This is a genomic window from Pseudoalteromonas sp. GW168-MNA-CIBAN-0100 (assembly GCF_040309225.1).
In the GTDB taxonomy this organism is placed as follows: domain Bacteria; phylum Pseudomonadota; class Gammaproteobacteria; order Enterobacterales; family Alteromonadaceae; genus Pseudoalteromonas; species Pseudoalteromonas arctica.
In genome coordinates, this window is the sequence record NZ_JBEOOL010000006.1 from 38,817 (window position 1) to 57,378 (window position 18,562).

Annotated in this window: 20 protein-coding genes and 1 tRNA gene; 8 read left to right on the forward strand and 13 right to left on the reverse strand. The window is 38.7% G+C overall.

Annotated elements, in window-relative coordinates; genetic code table 11:
- Positions 1 to 62: 62 nt before the first annotated feature.
- The 5 genes from AAEY62_RS04905 (at position 63) to AAEY62_RS04925 (ending at position 5,968) form a co-directional block, all read left to right on the forward strand.
- Positions 63 to 884: a class I SAM-dependent methyltransferase gene (locus AAEY62_RS04905; RefSeq protein WP_024590608.1), complete on the forward strand. Its 822-nt coding sequence runs from the start codon at positions 63 to 65 to the stop codon at positions 882 to 884.
- A 15-nt stretch (positions 885 to 899) separates the two neighbouring features.
- The gene (gene purD / locus AAEY62_RS04910) at positions 900 to 2,183 is read left to right on the forward strand and encodes a phosphoribosylamine--glycine ligase (protein ID WP_024590607.1); all 1,284 of its coding nucleotides are present in this window, start codon (positions 900 to 902) and stop codon (positions 2,181 to 2,183) included.
- Positions 2,184 to 2,295: 112 nt separating this feature from the next.
- A complete protein-coding gene (locus AAEY62_RS04915) occupies positions 2,296 to 4,836 on the forward strand; it encodes an EAL domain-containing protein (RefSeq protein ID WP_350634676.1) in 2,541 nt (846 codons plus the stop codon).
- Between the two features lie 22 nt (positions 4,837 to 4,858).
- Positions 4,859 to 5,668, forward strand: a complete 810-nt coding sequence (locus tag AAEY62_RS04920; RefSeq protein ID WP_010553372.1) for a DUF2797 domain-containing protein — start codon at positions 4,859 to 4,861, stop codon at positions 5,666 to 5,668.
- Between the two features lie 6 nt (positions 5,669 to 5,674).
- Positions 5,675 to 5,968 carry a DUF4144 family protein gene (locus AAEY62_RS04925; RefSeq protein WP_024590605.1) on the forward strand — a complete coding sequence of 98 codons (294 nt, stop codon included), beginning with the start codon at positions 5,675 to 5,677 and terminating at the stop codon, positions 5,966 to 5,968.
- 13 nt (positions 5,969 to 5,981) lie between these two features.
- On the opposite strand, the gene AAEY62_RS04930 is transcribed toward AAEY62_RS04925, so the two are convergent.
- From AAEY62_RS04930 to AAEY62_RS04955, 6 genes are all read right to left on the reverse strand, one after another.
- Complete coding sequence (locus AAEY62_RS04930) at positions 5,982 to 6,899, reverse strand: histone deacetylase family protein (protein WP_024590604.1); 918 nt, start codon at positions 6,897 to 6,899, stop codon at positions 5,982 to 5,984.
- A gap of 122 nt (positions 6,900 to 7,021) precedes the next feature.
- Complete coding sequence (locus AAEY62_RS04935) at positions 7,022 to 8,563, reverse strand: serine hydrolase (protein ID WP_024590603.1); 1,542 nt, start codon at positions 8,561 to 8,563, stop codon at positions 7,022 to 7,024.
- Between the two features lie 15 nt (positions 8,564 to 8,578).
- Positions 8,579 to 9,073 (reverse strand): gamma-glutamylcyclotransferase family protein, encoded by a 495-nt coding sequence (locus AAEY62_RS04940; protein ID WP_007586500.1) that lies wholly within the window; start codon positions 9,071 to 9,073, stop codon positions 8,579 to 8,581.
- Positions 9,074 to 9,099: 26 nt separating this feature from the next.
- Complete coding sequence (locus AAEY62_RS04945; RefSeq protein ID WP_024590602.1) at positions 9,100 to 9,738, reverse strand: LysE family translocator; 639 nt, start codon at positions 9,736 to 9,738, stop codon at positions 9,100 to 9,102.
- 11 nt (positions 9,739 to 9,749) lie between these two features.
- Positions 9,750 to 10,523, reverse strand: coding sequence for a hypothetical protein (locus tag AAEY62_RS04950; protein ID WP_024590601.1), 774 nt, complete (start codon positions 10,521 to 10,523; stop codon positions 9,750 to 9,752).
- A 29-nt stretch (positions 10,524 to 10,552) separates the two neighbouring features.
- Complete coding sequence (locus AAEY62_RS04955; protein WP_024590600.1) at positions 10,553 to 11,038, reverse strand: CreA family protein; 486 nt, start codon at positions 11,036 to 11,038, stop codon at positions 10,553 to 10,555.
- A 207-nt stretch (positions 11,039 to 11,245) separates the two neighbouring features.
- On the opposite strand from AAEY62_RS04955, the gene AAEY62_RS04960 reads away from it, so the two are divergent.
- Positions 11,246 to 11,575 carry a 5-carboxymethyl-2-hydroxymuconate Delta-isomerase gene (locus AAEY62_RS04960; RefSeq protein ID WP_024590599.1) on the forward strand — a complete coding sequence of 110 codons (330 nt, stop codon included), beginning with the start codon at positions 11,246 to 11,248 and terminating at the stop codon, positions 11,573 to 11,575.
- A 321-nt stretch (positions 11,576 to 11,896) separates the two neighbouring features.
- Here the strand turns inward: AAEY62_RS04960 and AAEY62_RS04965 are convergent.
- The 4 genes from AAEY62_RS04965 to AAEY62_RS04980 all read right to left on the reverse strand — a co-directional run bounded on the left by AAEY62_RS04965 (position 11,897) and on the right by AAEY62_RS04980 (position 13,904).
- A tRNA-Ile gene (locus AAEY62_RS04965) sits at positions 11,897 to 11,973 on the reverse strand.
- Between the two features lie 247 nt (positions 11,974 to 12,220).
- A complete protein-coding gene (locus tag AAEY62_RS04970) occupies positions 12,221 to 12,727 on the reverse strand; it encodes a hypothetical protein (RefSeq protein ID WP_101162741.1) in 507 nt (168 codons plus the stop codon).
- 379 nt (positions 12,728 to 13,106) lie between these two features.
- Complete coding sequence (locus AAEY62_RS04975; RefSeq protein ID WP_002957822.1) at positions 13,107 to 13,265, reverse strand: YqaE/Pmp3 family membrane protein; 159 nt, start codon at positions 13,263 to 13,265, stop codon at positions 13,107 to 13,109.
- 72 nt (positions 13,266 to 13,337) lie between these two features.
- On the reverse strand, positions 13,338 to 13,904 hold the full coding sequence (locus AAEY62_RS04980) for a BON domain-containing protein (RefSeq protein ID WP_101162740.1): 567 nt from the start codon (positions 13,902 to 13,904) through the stop codon (positions 13,338 to 13,340).
- Between the two features lie 328 nt (positions 13,905 to 14,232).
- Between AAEY62_RS04980 and AAEY62_RS04985 the strand changes: the two genes are divergently transcribed.
- The gene (locus AAEY62_RS04985) at positions 14,233 to 14,895 is read left to right on the forward strand and encodes a LiaF domain-containing protein (protein WP_101164314.1); all 663 of its coding nucleotides are present in this window, start codon (positions 14,233 to 14,235) and stop codon (positions 14,893 to 14,895) included.
- A gap of 44 nt (positions 14,896 to 14,939) precedes the next feature.
- Here the strand turns inward: AAEY62_RS04985 and AAEY62_RS04990 are convergent, their stop codons facing one another.
- Positions 14,940 to 15,356, reverse strand: a complete 417-nt coding sequence (locus AAEY62_RS04990; RefSeq protein WP_101164315.1) for a VOC family protein — start codon at positions 15,354 to 15,356, stop codon at positions 14,940 to 14,942.
- A gap of 276 nt (positions 15,357 to 15,632) precedes the next feature.
- Between AAEY62_RS04990 and suhB the strand changes: the two genes are divergently transcribed.
- The gene (gene suhB / locus AAEY62_RS04995) at positions 15,633 to 16,436 is read left to right on the forward strand and encodes an inositol-1-monophosphatase (protein WP_002957826.1); all 804 of its coding nucleotides are present in this window, start codon (positions 15,633 to 15,635) and stop codon (positions 16,434 to 16,436) included.
- Positions 16,437 to 16,489: 53 nt separating this feature from the next.
- Here the strand turns inward: suhB and AAEY62_RS05000 are convergent, their stop codons facing one another.
- Positions 16,490 to 17,299 carry a substrate-binding periplasmic protein gene (locus AAEY62_RS05000; RefSeq protein ID WP_024590596.1) on the reverse strand — a complete coding sequence of 270 codons (810 nt, stop codon included), beginning with the start codon at positions 17,297 to 17,299 and terminating at the stop codon, positions 16,490 to 16,492.
- A gap of 314 nt (positions 17,300 to 17,613) precedes the next feature.
- On the reverse strand, positions 17,614 to 18,561 hold the full coding sequence (secF, locus tag AAEY62_RS05005) for a protein translocase subunit SecF (protein WP_024590595.1): 948 nt from the start codon (positions 18,559 to 18,561) through the stop codon (positions 17,614 to 17,616).
- Position 18,562: the final 1 nt, after the last annotated feature.

Here is an 18,562-nt window from a genome sequence, read left to right on the forward strand (position 1 = left end):
TAAATTCACGTATTCTGATTATTCAATAACCTATTTAAAATTATAATGTGAAGGAACAAACAATGAAATTTGCGCTAAAATCGCTACTTGTAGCCACACTAACGATGACATCGACTATGGCGCTTAGCCATAACCACGAATCGAGCCTCGAGCATGCACTTCAATCAAGCGAACGTAGCGCTAAAAACAGCGTTCGTGACGAATATCGTCACCCGGCTCAAACACTAGCATTTTTTGGCTTTAAACCAACTATGACAGTTGTTGAAATTGCGCCAGGCGGTGGTTGGTATAGTGAAATTTTAGCGCCAGCACTAAAAGAGCAAGGCACTTATTATGCCGCGCACTTTCCTGCTGATTCATCAGTTGGCTACTACCAACGCTCTCTTGCGGGCTTTAAACAAAAAGTAGCTGAAGATGAGCGCTTTAGTAGCGTTAAAATTACTGAGTTTGCACCTGTAACACATTTAGATATTGCGCCAGCTGGCAGTGCCGATATGGTTTTAACTTTCCGTAATGTACATAACTGGTATATGGGCAAAGATAAAAGCGGTGCATTAAGTGCATTCCAAGCTTTTTATAAAGCCCTTAAACCAGGTGGTACATTAGGTTTAGTTGAACACCGTTTAGCTGAAGAGCGTGCTGACGAAGATCAAAAAACATCAGGTTATATGAAGCAGAGCTACGTAGTAGACCTTGCTAAACAAGCTGGGTTTGAATTAGTAGCAAGCAGTGAAATAAATACAAATCCAAAAGATACAGCCGATCACCCTAAAGGTGTATGGACGCTACCACCAAGCTTAAGACTCGGCGAACAAGATGCTGACAAATATAAAGCCATTGGTGAAAGCGACCGCATGACGCTGAAATTTAAGAAACCGCTTTAAATAGGAATTTTCGCCATGAATGTTTTAGTCATTGGCAGCGGCGGCCGCGAACACGCACTTGCGTTTAAAGCCGCTCAAAACACCAAAGTAAATACTGTATTTGTAGCCCCTGGTAATGCAGGTACTGCACTTGAACCAAAACTTGAAAACGTAGCAATAAACGTTGACGACTTAGAGGGTTTACTTAGTTTTGCACAGCAAAACAATGTAGAGCTTACTATTGTAGGTCCAGAAATACCGTTAGTACTGGGTGTTGTTGATAAGTTTCGTGAACATAACATGGCTATTTTTGGCCCAACGGCAGGCGCAGCCCAGCTTGAAGGCTCTAAATCGTTTACTAAAGATTTTTTAGCACGCCACAATATTCCATCAGGCGATTATCAAACGTTTGAACAAATTGACCCAGCCCTTGCTTATTTAAAAGAAAAAGGCGCCCCAATTGTTGTAAAAGCTGATGGTTTAGCTGCGGGTAAAGGCGTAATTGTAGCAATGACGGAAGCCGATGCCGAAGATGCTATTCGCGATATGCTTGCAGGTAATGCTTTTGGCGATGCGGGAAGCCGTGTTGTTATTGAAGAATTTTTAGACGGTGAAGAAGCGTCTTTCATTGTAATGGTTGATGGCAAAAACGTATTACCTTTTGCAACAAGCCAAGATCATAAACGTGCATATAATGGTGATGCAGGTCCTAATACGGGTGGCATGGGTGCATATTCACCAGCGCCAGTTGTTACGGATGAAATCCACCAGCGTATTATGAACGAAGTGATCTACCCTACGGTAGAAGGGATGGCAAGCGAAGGCCATCCGTACACCGGTTTTTTATACGCAGGTTTGATGATTGACGAAACAGGTACCCCTAAAGTAATTGAGTACAACTGTCGCTTTGGCGACCCTGAAACTCAACCAATGATGCTACGTCTACAATCAGACCTAGTTGAATTGATTGAAGCTGCTAACCGTGTAGAACTTGATAAAACAACGATTAAGTTTGACCCACGCGCAGCCGTTGGTGTTGTACTTGCAGCTAAAGGTTACCCTGGTGATTACCCTAAAGGTGATGCAATTTCGGGGCTAAAAGTTGATTACCCTGCGGGTGAAAAAGTGTTTCATGCAGGCACTAAACAAAGTGGCAATGACGTTGTAACCGCAGGCGGTCGCGTATTATGCGCAACAGCACTTGGTAACACCGTTACGCAAGCGCAGCAGCGCGCCTATGAGCTTGTTAAACAAATTAGCTGGGATGGTATGGAATATCGTACTGATATAGCTTACCGTGCTATTGCACGCGAGCAATAGCCTGTAATACCTATTCATTGGTATAACCAGTTAATTTAACTACAAAAGCGCAGTTTATCTGCGCTTTTTTAGTGCTACACTAATTAAAAGGTTTTTTAAAAGTAAATTAACGTTGGAACTAAGAACTTTACGTTACCATGCAATTGCTGTTGCCATACTGATATTTATATTTTTTATAATCAGTACATTGGCATCAAACCTTGTCGTGCCTACACGATATACAATTGATAAAACGGCTCCAATGTACCTCGATTACGCCTACTATATTGACGAAACCAAAACTAAAACATTCGATACCATTATTAACCAACCTGAGTTACTTACTCATCAACCATTTTCAGATGTTCCATGGAGTTTTAGCCAGCAAAACTATTGGTTGTTTCTTGATTTAGAAAATAAAAGCCTTAACAAGCAAAATGTTGTGGCACATTTTGACAACCCTATGGTCGATCACCTTACGATTTATCGCCTCGATAAAAACAACAAACTAATTGAAACATACAAACTCGGCGATAAAGAAGAAGCCCTCTCTTTGTTTGAATACAGCGTACCGCATATTCGTTTTTTAGTAGAAAGAAAATCATCACAACGCCTAGTAATGAAAATAGACACAGTCGGCATAAGTAAAACACCTGTAAACTTATATCGTGATAAAGAGTTTATTGACTTAGTGCGCTCTCAAACTGGGATCTGGGGTATTTTTGTAGGCGTGCTATTGATGGCTGCGCTTTATAACTTGGTGCTTTATTTTGGCATAAAAGACCGTGTTTATTTAATTTATATTGGCTATATCATTAGTGCGTTAACCTTATTGGGTGCAGTGCTTGGTTTTGGATTTTATTTATGGCCAGTGCAATGGCAGTTATATATTCACGAAAAAGTCATATTTTTTAACTACGCAATATCATTTTTCACTCTCGCCTTTTGTACTATGTTTTTACGCTATCACAAGGACAATTGCTGGCGATACAAAATGAGCGTAAAACTGCTTTTGTTTATGTCAGTAATGGCTATAGCTAGTCTATTTATTCCTGAGTACATTGCAGCCCCGTTGTTTTTTTGTGTAATGGCACTTTTATACGTTGTTTGTATTATTTTAATTTATAACAAGCTACGTAGCGGCTTTAGGTGGGCTAAGTTTTATGTACTTTCGTGGATACCGCTGATATTTGGTGCGGTAATACAGCCTATGGAGCTCACTGGCTTTTTGGCTTATAGCTTTACCTCCCGCCATGCCTTTTTAATGGCTATTTTGTGCGAAGTTATTTTAATGGCAATGGCGTTAGCTGACCGAGTAAGGTATCAGCGCGAACGTGCGCTTTACCATGCCACGCACACACAACAAACAAAGTTACTTAATAGCTCCAAGCTAAAACAAGCATTTATGGCGCTACAAAGCCAAAACCGCTCAACAACTTTATGTTTAATAAAAATACGTCACTTTAATTCGCTCAATACTATTATTACCTCTTCTCAGGGCTACACACTTATAAAGCATGTAGCCAAAGAGCTTGAATTAGAACTCAGCCATGAACGCGAATTTACAAACCTCGAAACAGATTTAAACACCAGCCCACGCTTAGCCGATTTAAGCAGTGGCGTATTTGCCTGTATTTCTACTAAAACACAAAACCAAGAAATGCTAGAAGCACTACTGACTAAAATAATTAGCAGCCTACCAAAACAATATGAAATTAAAGGGCTAAACCTGCAGCTTAGTTACAGTATAGGTATTAGTAGTGCAGGTAAGAGTAACGACTTTGAATATTGGTTAAAGCGTGGTTATTTAGCGCTTAAAAAAGCAAAAGGTAGCGTTAATCAAGTTGGGTCATCGTCAAACGGTAATAATCTAATGATGGACGTTGCTCTAGCCGCTAAGCTGCAACAAGCCATCAAAACAAATCAACTGGCACTTTATTACCAACCTCAAATAAACTTATTAAGTAACCACGTAAGTGGTGCTGAAGCTTTATTACGTTGGCCCGACCCAGCTTACAGCAACTTATCAATTGAAGAACTAATAATACTTGCTGAGCACACAGGCATTATTAACGAGCTAACACTGTGGGTAATAGAGCAAGCCTGTAAAGACATAGTCAAGCTTACAAAAAATGGCTATAACGAGCACACAATTAGCGTAAATTTAAGCGCTAAAAACTTAACTATAAATAACTTAGCCGAAAAAGTAGAAAATATTTTAATTAAATACCAAGTGCCGGCACAGTTACTTAAATTTGAACTAACCGAATCGGCCTTCGTAGATAGCCAGGATGCACTTATAAAGTTAGTTGATGAGCTAACCGCATTAGGTATTAAAGTAGTACTGGATGACTTTGGGACAGGCTATGCGTCACTTAGCTACTTAGTCAATTATCACTTTAGTGAACTTAAAATAGATAAGTCATTTGTTTTTGATTTACCTAATAACCCTACTCACCAGGTTATTGTACAAACAGCCATTGATATGGCGCATAACCTCAATTTATCAATAACAATTGAGGGGGTAGAAACCCAAGAAATCCATCACTTGCTCAAAGATATGAATGCTGATTGCGCCCAAGGTTATTTATACGCAAAAGCACTGCCTTACACCGACTATTTACACTTCTTAAAAAGCCAATATAGCTTAGAAATGTTAGACTCCTCTTTTTAACATCTTTAGGGGCCAAGTAAAGATGCAAGGCACACTGCGTAAATTAAAATCGAGCTTAACCGAACCAGTACAATATCACTTACCTGTAGGTGAACACCTAGTAGACTTAAATGCATTTATAGGTAAGGAGCTTACGCTTACCTTTAGTGGCACTATTTTATGTTCTAACTGCGGTAAAAAAACCAAAAAAAGCTATTCTCAAGGTCACTGTTTTGTATGCATGCGCAAGCTCGCTAGTTGCGATATGTGTATTATGAAACCAGAAACCTGCCACTACGATCAAGGTACTTGCCGAGAGCCACAGTGGGGCGAAGAAAACTGCATGATTCCGCACTATGTATATCTCGCTAACACCTCTGGCTTAAAAGTAGGTATTACCCGCCACACACAAATACCGACTCGTTGGGTTGATCAAGGCGCTACTCAGGCATTACCTATTTTTAAAGTGCAAACCCGCCTGCAATCAGGTTTAGTGGAAGTTGCATTGGCTGAATTTATTGCCGATAAAACGAATTGGCGCAATATGCTAAAAGGTCAAAACGAAGCAATTGACTTAAAAGCAGCTGCAGCCGAGCTGATCCCACAAATTAGTGAAAAGCTAAACGAGCTCAGTGAATTATTTGGCGCAACAGCAATAGAACAACTTGATGAAGATGTGGTTGATTTAAACTTTCCAGTAACCGAATACCCAACAAAAATCAGCTCATTTAACTTTGATAAAGACCCTGTTGTAAGTGGTGTTTTACAAGGTATTAAAGGCCAGTACTTAATTTTTGAAAAAGGCGTTATTAATATTCGTAAATTTACGTCTTATGAAGTAACCGTAGGCTAACGGGCTATGTTAAACAGCTACCCACAGTTATTGGTTATTTATAATGAGCTTGAGATAGCCCATAACCAACAAGAGCAACAAGAGTGCTTACACAGCGTTATGCAAAGTGAACTAAGCGATGTGCGAGTACTTAATAAGCAAGGTGACTACCTTAATTTACAAGGCACTGCTTGCCCTGAATTGAATGGCGAGCAACTAGCACAGCTTGTTACAGCTTACTTATTAAATGAAGGACAATGCTGCCTTGGTAAAATCAAAACCCTAAGCACAGCGCAGGCGTTTAATTTATTAGGGCTATAAACACTCTCTTTATTTAAACCTCAGTAAGCACTTTTATATGCGCTACAGCACTGCGACCTAAAGCTGATAGCGCATAGCCACCTTCTAAATACGAAATAACACCTTTGCAGCCGCCCTCTTTAGCAACACCACATAGTTGCTCGGTAAGCCAAATGTAGTCATCCTCTACAAACTTTAAGCTCGCCATATCATCTTCTAGGTGTGCATCAAACCCTGCGCTTATAAAAAGTAATTCAGGCTTAAACGCTTTTAATTTTGGTAACCATTGCCCAGTAAACACCTCTTTTAGGTCGTCGCCATTACTAGCAATTGGCAGAGGTGAATTAACTATATGACTATTATTTTTAACCGCTGTATTAGGATAAAACGGATACTGAAATAACGAACAAAGCAGTACGTTTTCGTCATCAATAAAAATGTCTTGTGTGCCATTCCCATGGTGTACATCAAAGTCAGCAATCGCAATCCGCTTAATCCCTTTGCTTTGTGCGTACTTAACGGCAATAGCTAAGTTATTAAACACACAAAACCCAGATGATGAATCTTTATTAGCATGATGCCCTGGCGGGCGCACAGAACAAAAAGCAGCATCGAGTTTATCAGCAAGTATTTCGTCAACAGCTAACAATCCGGCACCTACTGCCCGCTCAATCGCTTTAAACGAATCGGGGCACAGCCACGTATCGCCATCTAAATTAGCGAGCCCTTCTGTTGGTAGTGTAGTTTCTACGTGCTTAACTAAAGCTTCATCGTGAGCAAGTAAATAATGCTCACGCTCGGCCTTAGGTGCTTGCAGGTGTGTTAAGCCAACATCTACACCGCTGGCTAATAATCTGTCGGTAATTGCATCTAAGCGCTCTGGGCACTCAGGATGGTCGTCTATCATTTTATGTTTACGGCAATGAGGGTGTGAAATAACTGCAGTACGCATAAAATGCTCCTAGCCAAAGTAAATTGAATGCTTAATATAACAAAGCCACCGACGGGTGGCTTTGCGACTTTGGTTTATATTGATACTTTAAATATCGATACCTTGAATATCAATATTATTAGCTATTTTGCTTTTAAATGCAGGTTTCTAAAATCAAAGCTAAAGTCGGTAACTTGTGTTGATACTGCACGCATTTTAGCGCTGTTTACACGATTTTGTGAGCTCATTTCAAAACGAATAAACGCATCCGCTTCAAGCAGCTTTTCATCCCACTTAACTATAAATGTATTACCAGTGTAATGCTCAAGTGTGCCTTTTAAGCGCTTAGTATGCGTAAAATCAATATGCAATTTACTATCAAGTTGTTCAATAATTACATCGCCATACCAATCATCGTGTAATGTACCGGTGTAATTAATGTTTGGTAATTGTGGTTGGTAGTCAGCGGGGGCTTCTGGTTTTGCATTAGCGTACGCCTGTTGTTTACCTTCAAAATGACTTTTAGCTAAATCCTCTACCCAGTCTTTATCTTCAAGCTCAAGCGCATCTTCAAGTACTTCATGGGTTACTGCCGAAAGTGCACCGAAAGCTTGTTGATTAGATAAAATAACAATACCAAGTTTTTTCTCAGGCAATAAAGTAACTTGCGATACCATTCCTAAAATACCACCGCCATGACCTAGCTTTTTAAAGCCGTGGTAGTCTTCAATGCTCCAACCTAATCCATAACCTCTAAACTGCTGATGATACGATTCAAACGCACTTTTAGACGCCATAGACGTAATATGTGGGTGCCACATTTGCGCTTGTTGCTTTTCGCTAAACAGCTGCTCGCCACTTGGCATTTTACCGCCTGCTAATTGCGTACGAAGCCATTGGCTCATGTCGTTTACACTTGAAGCAATGGCACCTGCGCCTCTAAAATCTTCTAGGTAATTCACAAAAAATGGATGAAGCGTGCCATCCATAGGAATATGACCTGTCGCCCAGTTTTTATTACTTTTTGGAATACGTGAAAAGCCTGCGCGTGAGTTGTCCATGTGTAGCGGTTGTAATATATTTTTTTCGATGTAATCGTTCCAGCTCATCCCCGACACACGTGCAACCACTTCACCAGCGGTAACAAACATCAGGTTGTTATAAGCGTACTTACTACGAAAACTGCTCGCTGGTTTTAAATACTGTAATCCCGCTAAAATTTCATCAACTGACTTGTCGGTACTTGGCCAAATCATTAAATCGCCTTGCCCAAGCCCTAGCCCACTGCGGTGACTTAATAAATCACGAATACGCATTTCGCGTGTTACGTATGAGTCGTATAATCTAAACTCTGGTAAATGATCAATTACGCGGTCATCCCAGCTTAACTTCCCCTCATCAACCAACTTGGCAAGCGCTGCTGTTGTAAACGCTTTCGTGTTTGAAGCAATACCAAACAAGGTGTCTTTGTTTACTTTTTTGCTGGTATCGAGATTAGTTACACCAAAGCCTTTAGCAAATATCACTTTATCGTTTTCAACAATGGCGACTGCCATGCCGGGTACGTCAAAACGCGCCATTGAGGCTTTAATAACGTCGTCAATTTTGTTGGTATCAACTTGTGCCCAGCTGCTAAACGTAGTGCCTGCTAGTAGTGCAATTGCGGCAAGTTTGGTTAATTTCATATCAATCCTATTTTATTATTTTTGATGAACTGCAAATTCAATTGCTGCGCGCTCTTGATTGGTATCGCTTTTTTGTGCGCGATTTAATATCGCATCACTGTATTCTTTTGGTACGCCCGCTTCAAGTGATCCGCGATGAACGTGTTTTATGTACCAATCGTATGGGAGTACATCGCTGTCATGGGTATTAGCTATATAACAATGTGCAGTTACAGTCTCACCCGTTAGAAGCGTTGGGGCTATATCTACGCAGTCGTAACCTACGCCCTCAATACCATCTAAAATAACTTTTTCATCTTCATTAAGCTCATAAATAACGCCGTAAACCAGCGCGCCTTCTTTATCGCTTGGGCAAATACTACATTTGCCAGAGCCATCTTTAAATAGCATATCAAAAGTTAGCTCGTAACCTTTAAGTACCGCTGTTCCTACACGCTTTACATTAGGTAAGCGCGCTAACAAACGATTAGATGACATATTAGAGCCAAACGAAAAATTATATAACGGCATTTTATCTCCTGTACTTTTTAAATAAGTTAAATAACAACACGTACTGCAAGGGCAATTAAAATAACGCCAATTCCACGGTCAAACCAATAACCGCGTTGTTGGAAAAAACCCCTTACATTATTTCTAGAAAGTATTATTGAAAGCATTGAAAACCACGCCCAAGTAGCCAGTGCCATGTACACACCGTAACCGATCTGTACGCTAGTCGGTGTTGTTGGGCTAATCACGAGTGTAAATAACGACATAAAAAATAACGTGGCTTTTGGGTTTAATGCATTTGTGAAAAAGCCGCGCCTAAAAGCAAGCCAAACAGGTTCCTCTTGAACGGTTTTGTTTTCAACATCTTTTGCAGCCTCGCCTTCATTACTTGCTGTAGGTTTTGCAGCTCTGAGTGCTTGTACGCCTAAATAAGCTAAATATGCACCGGCAAGATACTTAAGCGCCATAAATAAACTAGGCGATTGCGTTAAAATAAGCGCAACACCTAAAACGCAATAGGCAACGTGCAGTAAAATAGCAGCGCCAACACCGGCGCTTGTCCACAATGCATTGCGCCTTCCTTGTTGCACACTTTGCTTAAGTACTACGGCAAAGTCAGGCCCTGGGCTTGCTACTGCAAAAAAATGAGCAATAACAATCAGTAAAAATTCATCTAAGTATTCCACGCAGATCCTTGCTAGTTTGGCGAATAAGCTAATAACAGCGGGTTAGCCGAGTTATTTACCAATGCTTTAATTTCTTTTTGTGCTTTTTTGAACTGACCACGTAAATGCGGCTTTAAATGTTTTTTAGACACTTTATCGTTTTTAAAGTAACTAATCAGGGCATGCATAAATACCGTATGTGTTTCACTTAACTTAGCTTCACGGTTAGCGTATGGATTATAACAAGAGCCACAACCGCCTTTAAACTGATACACCGTGTTGGTCATCATCACACCAAATCCTAAAAAACAAGCAAGTGCATCGGCAGCTTGTGGTAAATACTCCCTACCGCCTGGCGGTAGCACCCCAACGTGATGGATAAGTATGGTGGCCAGAGTACCCGCATAACTTGCCACTAAATCTTGTGGCTGATTAATCTGATTAGGGTTAAAAGAGATACTGACCTTATGGCTTGGCGGCACAATTAGGTGGCTGCCTTCGCCACGTATTTCATCACTAAATTCAAAGTGCGGAAAAACTTGTGGTTGTAACTGCTGAGGTGCGACTAATTGAATAGGCCATGCATCCATACCCGCGTAATTAGTAACGCGGGTAAAAACATTACTCGCCATTTCCTCAATGCTCGATACCGAATCAGGGAAAAAAGTGGCCGTTGGCAGTATTATTTGTGTTTGCTTTGTAAAAAACTCAGCATCAAAATTTTCTACAGCCCAAATAAATGTATCAATAAGCCATTGCTGCTCTTGATCTTCCAATAAAGGTGCCGATTTAAATAAAGCTAACATAAGGTGCTCTTATAAGTTTTAGTGCTAGTTTAGTCTTTCTGTGTAAGCGCCCAATCCCACGCTTGAGTATTGTATAGCGGCACTGTTGATAGCGCATGGTGGTGGCTACCACTGGATTCTTTAGTTGAGTACGATAAGTACAATAAAGTACGATTCTCAGCATCGTAAATACGGCGCACTTTTAGTGATTTAAATAATATACTTTTAGATGATTTGAATATCACTTCACCTGATTTACTGCGGTCTATTTTTTGTAGCTGCTGCGCTGTAATAGGCCCCGTTTGACGACACGCTATAGACATATCAGAGGGATCAGAAAAATCCAAATTAGCCTCTATATGACTAATATGACAAGTAACGCCTTCAAGGATTGGATCTTGCTGCGAATTAACTACAACATCTTTAGTTGTAAATAACCCAAGACTTACCGACGCAACATCATCAGAGCAAGCACTTAATGTAACAACAGCACCTGCAAGTAAAACTAAACGTTTAAATTTTTGTGGTAATTTCATACTTATCCTTAATTAATATATAAGTAACTTAGCACCTACGTTACTAAGCGAAGGTTCACCTGTATGTTTTTATACTAACATCAAAAATAAATACGACTAAATTAGTTTAAAGTAAAGATTTTAGATAGCTCAGGGTTTAGCGAACCCTGTTGTATTTGATACAATTAACTCTCGCTCATGCAGTAACTCATAATAGGAAACGCCTAAATGCCGCACATTATTATTGAACACTCAGAAGACCTCCCTGTATTACCACAAGTTCTCGTAGAAAAAATTCACAATACCGCCTTTGAAAGCGATTTATTTGAGTTAGAAACCATAAAAACGCGCGCTATTGCTTATCAGCAATATCAACTTGGCGCAGGAAAATCAGGGTTTATACATATCGCGGTACATATATTGGCTGGGCGCTCAATTGAGCAAAAACAAATGTTAAGCGAACTGCTACTTTCATGCTTAAAAACATACTGCAGAGCATCAGACAGCCTAAGCGTAAATATTTACGATATTGAGCATGAGATATACCGTAAAAATTAGTTAACTCTTGTAGTTTTGAGCAATAGAAGTAAACACTAGCAAGTAAAAAGCCCCAATAGGGGCTTTTTTTGTATTCTGAAATCAGATGCAGCTCATTATTATTTACAAGACAGAGCATGAATAGCGTCCGATCTAACGCTGGAATTTAATAGTGCATTCGCACTCTTTCAAATTTAAGAAAGCTTAGCTTAATCTATGGATTAACTTTATTTAAATTATATTTATTATTAGGGGTAAATAAAGAATAATAAATTACACGATATTAAATTCATGTAGCATTAAATAATTTGAGTAGGTATTTTTTTGGAAAGTTTGTAAAAGTGGTGGCCCCTCCCAGACTCGAACTGGGGACCTAACGATTATGAGTCGTGTGCTCTAACCAACTGAGCTAAGGGGCCAACTTTTATATAACTGCTAGGCAGTTAATTTTTGAAGCGTTCAGTCACAGAGCGACTAAAGCGGGTTGCAGTATAAAAACTTTTTAGGTGCTTGTCACTACCAAACACCTTTATTTTAACAATCAGTAAGCTAACTGCTTAAATAGTAATCTTTTAGGTGGGTATAAGCATAAAATGTAAGATATTTCCCATGATATTTTCTGCATTAAATTATAAAAACCTTCCCCCCACATGTAGTCTTTTATATTTAACGCTCTACTTTTTTAAGTAAAGCTAACATATATGTGTAGGCATACAAGGCTGTAAAAAATATGCTTGGGGCTACTGTAAGTGCCAAATTAGGTGTCTGATTAATTACATTCACCATAATCACTAAGCTCGATTGAACAGTAATCGGAATAATAGGCGCAAAAAGTACACCTGCTATTTTTTTGTTACCTAAATACGAGGCGCTAGAGTTAATTGCATTATTGAAGCTTTGTCGTATTGCTACGTTTTGTGGTGTTTTAGAATGAAACATACAAATAATTGGAGTTACAAACGCAAGCGTTACATAACTAGACTTATACTTGTTGACGACCTTTTCTAAAATAAAAGTAAAAAACAGCGTTACAAATCCACTATACAAACCTTGTACTAATGCAGCTTGAAACGTGACAGATTTAGCAATATCTGCCGAACTATTTGCCCAGTAGGCCCAACTAAAATAAAAAACGAATGACACAACGCCTGACAGTATAAGTCGAATATTCAATTAGCTACCTCAATATGCGTAAAAACTTGGTTTAATGATAACACTAGAAGTGATGGTAATATTGCCACTTAATAATAGAGTAATTAATCGCGTATTGTAGATATATAAACAAACTAATGTTAAAGACTTCCTAAATGGCATCAATACAGAATCAGAACACTGCTGTTAGTTAGAAAGCTTAATTGAAGTAAACGATAGGTGTGGCTGAGGGAATGTTGGGAGTGAGTTACAAGAAATAAATCACTTAGTTTGAGTCAATTAAAAATTAGATTTTGATAAAAAATATTTACTTTAAAAACTGATATTGTGAGCCGATCAGTACTGAAGTTTTTATTTAGCTAAACCTCAGTAGTCGGCTTACACAATATATAATCTGTCATTATTTTTTCGCAATAATGTAGATTGCATGTATTAACCCTGGGAAATAACCTAGCAGTGTTAATAAAATATTTAACCAAAAATGCATACCTAAGCCAACTTGCAAAAACACACCTAATGGCGGTAATAAAACCGAAAGTATTATACGAATAATATCCATGACTAAACTCCATTTAAATTAAGCATTAAAAAGACGTAAAGCCCAGTGTTAGTGGGCCTTAACTATACTGTATTATTCAGCAACAATAGCTAGTTTATCAACTACGTCACGAACATCTTCAGCATTTTTAGCAATTTTAACTGCTAGTTGTTTTTCAGCTTCAGACTCTACTGAACCGTTCAGAGTTACAATACCATTGTCGGTATCAACATCGATGTCTGTACCACCAACTTCTGAATCAAACAGGAAGCGAGTTGTGATTACAGTGGTGATTTTAGCGTCCGTTAAGTCGTTATCATCATCGTCCATCATGTCTTTGCTTCTATCTTTTGTGTCCATGCTTTTAACAACGGTAAGGCTGTTTTCAACATCAGATACGCCATCTAGGCTAAGTACAAGTTCTTCTGCTAGCTCTTTATCAAGCTCGCTATTAACTTTACCTGTAAGTACTACCTTGCCATTTTTTACATCAGTGTTAATGTCAAAGTTGTTTAGATTAGTGTTCATAAGTAGAACTGTTTCTGCCTTACCATCAATCCAAGCATCTTTACTTTCGTTTTCCCAGCTGTTTGCTTGGGCACCCATAGCCGTAGTACCAAGAACTAAAGCCGCGATAATAGATTTGTTAAATGTTTTCATAATCTTTCTCCTTTTGATTAAAGACACTTTAACTAATGCGAGCTTTAGGCCAACTTTATTTATATATATATTTCAATAACTTGATGTAACTTTGGGATAAGGCACTATCTATAGCTGTGTAACTATTTACAGGCTACTCGGTAAAACTTTCTCAAATAGTGAAAATAACTAGATAATTGCATTTTTGGTTAATCTATCGTTAATATAACAAAACATAAAACATCATTTAAAATTAAATCATTGATAATTAAGGTTATTATATTTGGTGCGTGCTTTGCATATAAACATCAAGAGCTGTATTAATAGTAAATATAATAAGGAATGCCCCATGTCTGTAAAAGTCGAAGACCGCCCAATAGAGCAAGTACGCGAACAAGTAATTGATCAATTAATTTATAATTACAGTCATGGGGTTATTTCTGTTGATGCATTTGAGAGACGCTTAGATAACGCGATGGATGCACCTAATAACGAAGCTCTTTTAGCCTTAGTAGAAGATTTAACACTTAATACTGATCAGCAATATAAAGCAGAAAAACAATCGCAATTTACACCACATTATAGTGCACAACAAAACAGTGATGATGATTTTACATTACGCAGCATTTTAGGCTCTAACGAGCGAAGCGGTCAGTGGGTCGTGCCAAAGAATATATATTTGAGTAACTTTATGGGATCGGTGGTGCTAGATTTTACCGATGCCATTTTTGCGCATCAAAATGTAACTATTCACGTTAACTGTATTTTTGGTAGCGATGAGATTTACGTACCAGAGCATGTAAATGTAGTGTCTAAAATGTTTTGTATTTTAAGTAGTCTTGAAAATAAATCTGTGTCGCTTAACAAACGCCAAGGTCCTACTATTCATATTGAAGGAAAGGCAGTTATGGGATCGGTTGAAGTAAAAATAAAGCGCACAATTAAAGAAAAATTTATGAGCTTTGCAAATGAGCTAAAAACCCAGTTTGGCACGGGTAATAATAGCCGCTAACTATAATTGAGTAGCAGCACTTTAGCGTGCTGCTTGGTATTTTATTATAAATCGTTATTTCGCTCGCTTGGTATGTCACTTAAATACTCTACAAATTCCACCTCAAACCCGGCGGGATCAATAAAGTAGACATTCTTTCTGAAAGGATTCTCGCTACCTTGCTTGCTTAGAGTAAAACCCACTTTATTTAAGCGCATTACTACTGCGCTTAAATTATTAGTTACATAAGCAAAGTGTGCAAAACCAATTTGATGGCCCGATAAGTTTCTGTTTTCACCCTCACCATGATCGCTTATCGCAATGTAATGCGTGTCATCTCCAAAGTGTACCCAGCGTCTTGGTTTTCCATGCCAATCGCCTCTGCCCTCACTTCTAATCGACCAATGTGGAAATACAGCGCGATAAAATTTAAGCATGCTACCTATATCACTCGCGACTAAGTTTACGTGCTCTAAATGCATAATGTTGTCCTATCAATTAAGTTAGGAGCACGATAAAACCTCAAGCTAACTTTAGGTAAAGCGTTATTTAAAATTAATTCGATTTAATAAACACATAAAGGAACATAATGACTTATTAATTGCTCATTATTATTTTTTAAAAATATATACACATTTCAATCTTGTATAAAAAACAAACATAAGTATTTGGGGTTTATTGTTTACTTTATGTCAAAAGTCGCTAAAATACGCCGGCTGAAATATATAAACGTTCTTTTACAACCCAAAGGTAATACCATGCATCCAATGTTAAACATTGCGGTTCGCGCTGCGCGCAACGCAGGCAAAATTTTACTTCGCGCAAGTGAAGATTTATCAAAAGTTGAAGTGCAACAAAAAGGCGCTAACGACTTAGTAACTAACATTGATAAAGAAGCCGAAGCCGTAATTCGTGACACTATCTTACAGTCTTACCCTACTCACTCTATTGTTGGTGAGGAATTAGGTGAGCATAAAGGCAAGGATGATGATTACCAATGGATTGTAGATCCTATCGATGGAACAACTAACTTCATCAAAGGTATCCCTCATTACGCGGTTTCTATCGCACTTAAAGTTAAAGGTCGTTTAGACCAAGCTGTTATTTATGATCCAATTCGTGGCGAGCTTTTCACTGCGTCTCGCGGACAAGGCACTCAGTTAAACAGCAAACGTCTACGTGTTAGCAAAACGACGGTCCTTGCAGGCACTGTACTTGCTACTGGCTTCCCTTTCAAAAACAAAAACCACATGGACGCATACACTGAAGCGTTTAAAGCATTGTTTGTACACACTGCAGACATTCGCCGCGCAGGTTGTTCTGCTTTAGATATGGCATACGTTGCAGCTGGTCGTGTTGATGGATTTTTTGAAATTGGTTTAAAACCTTGGAACTCTGCTGCAGGCGAACTTATGGTTAAAGAAGCGGGCGGTATGGTTGTAGATTTCGCTGGTGGTAATAACTATAACCACAGCGGCAATATTATCTGTGGTTCACCAAAATTGACTCAAGCAATTATTCGTGAAATTCGTCCAGTACTAACTGAGTCGTTACTTCGCTAATTTGATGCTATTAATAGCATGCTAAAAAGGAGCTCAGGCTCCTTTTTTTGTGTCTAAAAATAAGGATTATCTAGCTTGAGTTCTACTGTTTTACCTTTTTCGTAAGGTAATGTATTTAAATCCTTCGCAAAGTATTCATCAAACAACGTATCAAACTCACCATTTTTTTGCATTATTTTAAGCCCTTTTTCAATTGCCACTGCAAGCTCTGGCTTACTATTTGATACAAAATAATAAAATCCTGTTGGGTAACTTATATATAAGTTAGGTACTATCACTAGGTTGCTTTCTTTATTTGCCGCTAGCTCTGAATTAACCTCGATGAATGAACGTGGAAAGTAATCAATACGCCCTGCACTTGTTAAGGCAAACATAGCCTGATAATTTGCAAACGGTCTTATATGCAAGCCATTAAATGCCATTATTTTTGTATCTGGCCAATCATGACCTTGCACCGCAGAAAGCTTACCTAACTGCCCTAAGCTAGTAATACCTTTAAATCTAGCAATGCTGTTCTTACTTGTTAATAGTGCCCTTTTACCTATGTAGCCTTTAAATAATGGGATTTTAATCGCAATAGCTAAAGACTCTCTTTCGGGACTGCTCATACTCCAGTATAAATCTAAATTTTTTGTATCTAGTGCTATTAAAGTACGTTGTTGATGGGGATGAATTAAAACGGGGTTAATCTCTGCAGGGTATTGTGCGCTAACCAATGCTTTTTCTAATAGCTCGTTAAGGTAGTCGTCACGAGCATATTGCACACGCTGCTCCTGGGCTACATTTACGATATTTACCTCACTCGCTAAAGCGCTGCATACAAACAAACTTACTACGTTAATCAAATACTTTAATGGCAACATAATTATCACCTTAGTTATTATCGGTAGTTTTAACAGTTATTATTGATAGTTTAAATTATCGCGTTATTTAAGCTAAATAGCTTCCAGCGCCTAAATATAAGATGACGATATTATGTAACTGTACTTATTAATAACCGCGCTATTAATACTTATTTTAAATACATAGTACGACGTTACACTCATGGCGTGCTCTACAAAGTTAGCACTGTTTATTCATACTTGCACAGTAAAGCTAAAACAATCGTGAGCATAAATATATTACAGGCAATAAAAAACCGCTCAATGAGCGGTTTTTTAAAGTAGTTACAAAACCATTACGGCATTGCGTCTAGGTCTGCACCTTCTTTTTCAATTACTTCTGGTATTAAGTCTTCTTTGCTTACGCCCATTGCTATAGCAACAGAGCTCGCAACATAAATCGAAGAATAAGTACCAATAAACACACCAAATAGCAATGCAGTTGCAAAGCCATGAATGGTTTGTCCGCCCCATGCAAACAAAGCAATCAATACTAAAATAGTCGTGATTGATGTTACAAGTGTACGATTAAGTGTTTGCGTAAGTGAAATATCAATAATTTCTACAGTATCGTCAATGCGCACTTTGCGGAAGTTTTCACGTATACGGTCAGATACAACAATCGTATCGTTAAGTGAATAACCTATTACCGCAAGAATTGCCGCTAATATAGTTAAATCAAACTCTAAACCTAATATCGAAAATAAACCCACAGTAATAATAACATCGTGTAGTAGTGCACCTACCGCACCCACAGCAAAGCGCCATTCAAAACGAAATGCAACGTAGATTAAGATACAAATAAGTGCAGTTAACATGGCAAGGCCACCCTGCTCTTTTAAGTCTTCACCTACACTTGGGCCCACAAACTCAATACGGCGCATTACTACGCTGTCGTCTGCTTTTTTAAGCGCATCAATTACTTGGTTACCAATCACTTCAGCTTTTACATCGCTACCGCGTGGTGCTAAGCGAACTAAAATCTCTTGGCTTGAACCAAATAGCTGCACTGATGCATCAGCAAAACCATTATCAGCTAGTGCATCACGTACTTTTTTAAGATCAGCCGGTTGTGAAAAACCCACTTCTACCGCCGTACCGCCGGTAAAATCTAAACCAAAGTTTAGGCCCTTAACAAAAATTGATGCAAACGACGCTAAAATTAATAACGTCGAAAAACCCATAGCCACTTTTCGAAGAGACATGAAACGAAGGGTTCTACTACCCAAACTTAAAATTTGCATG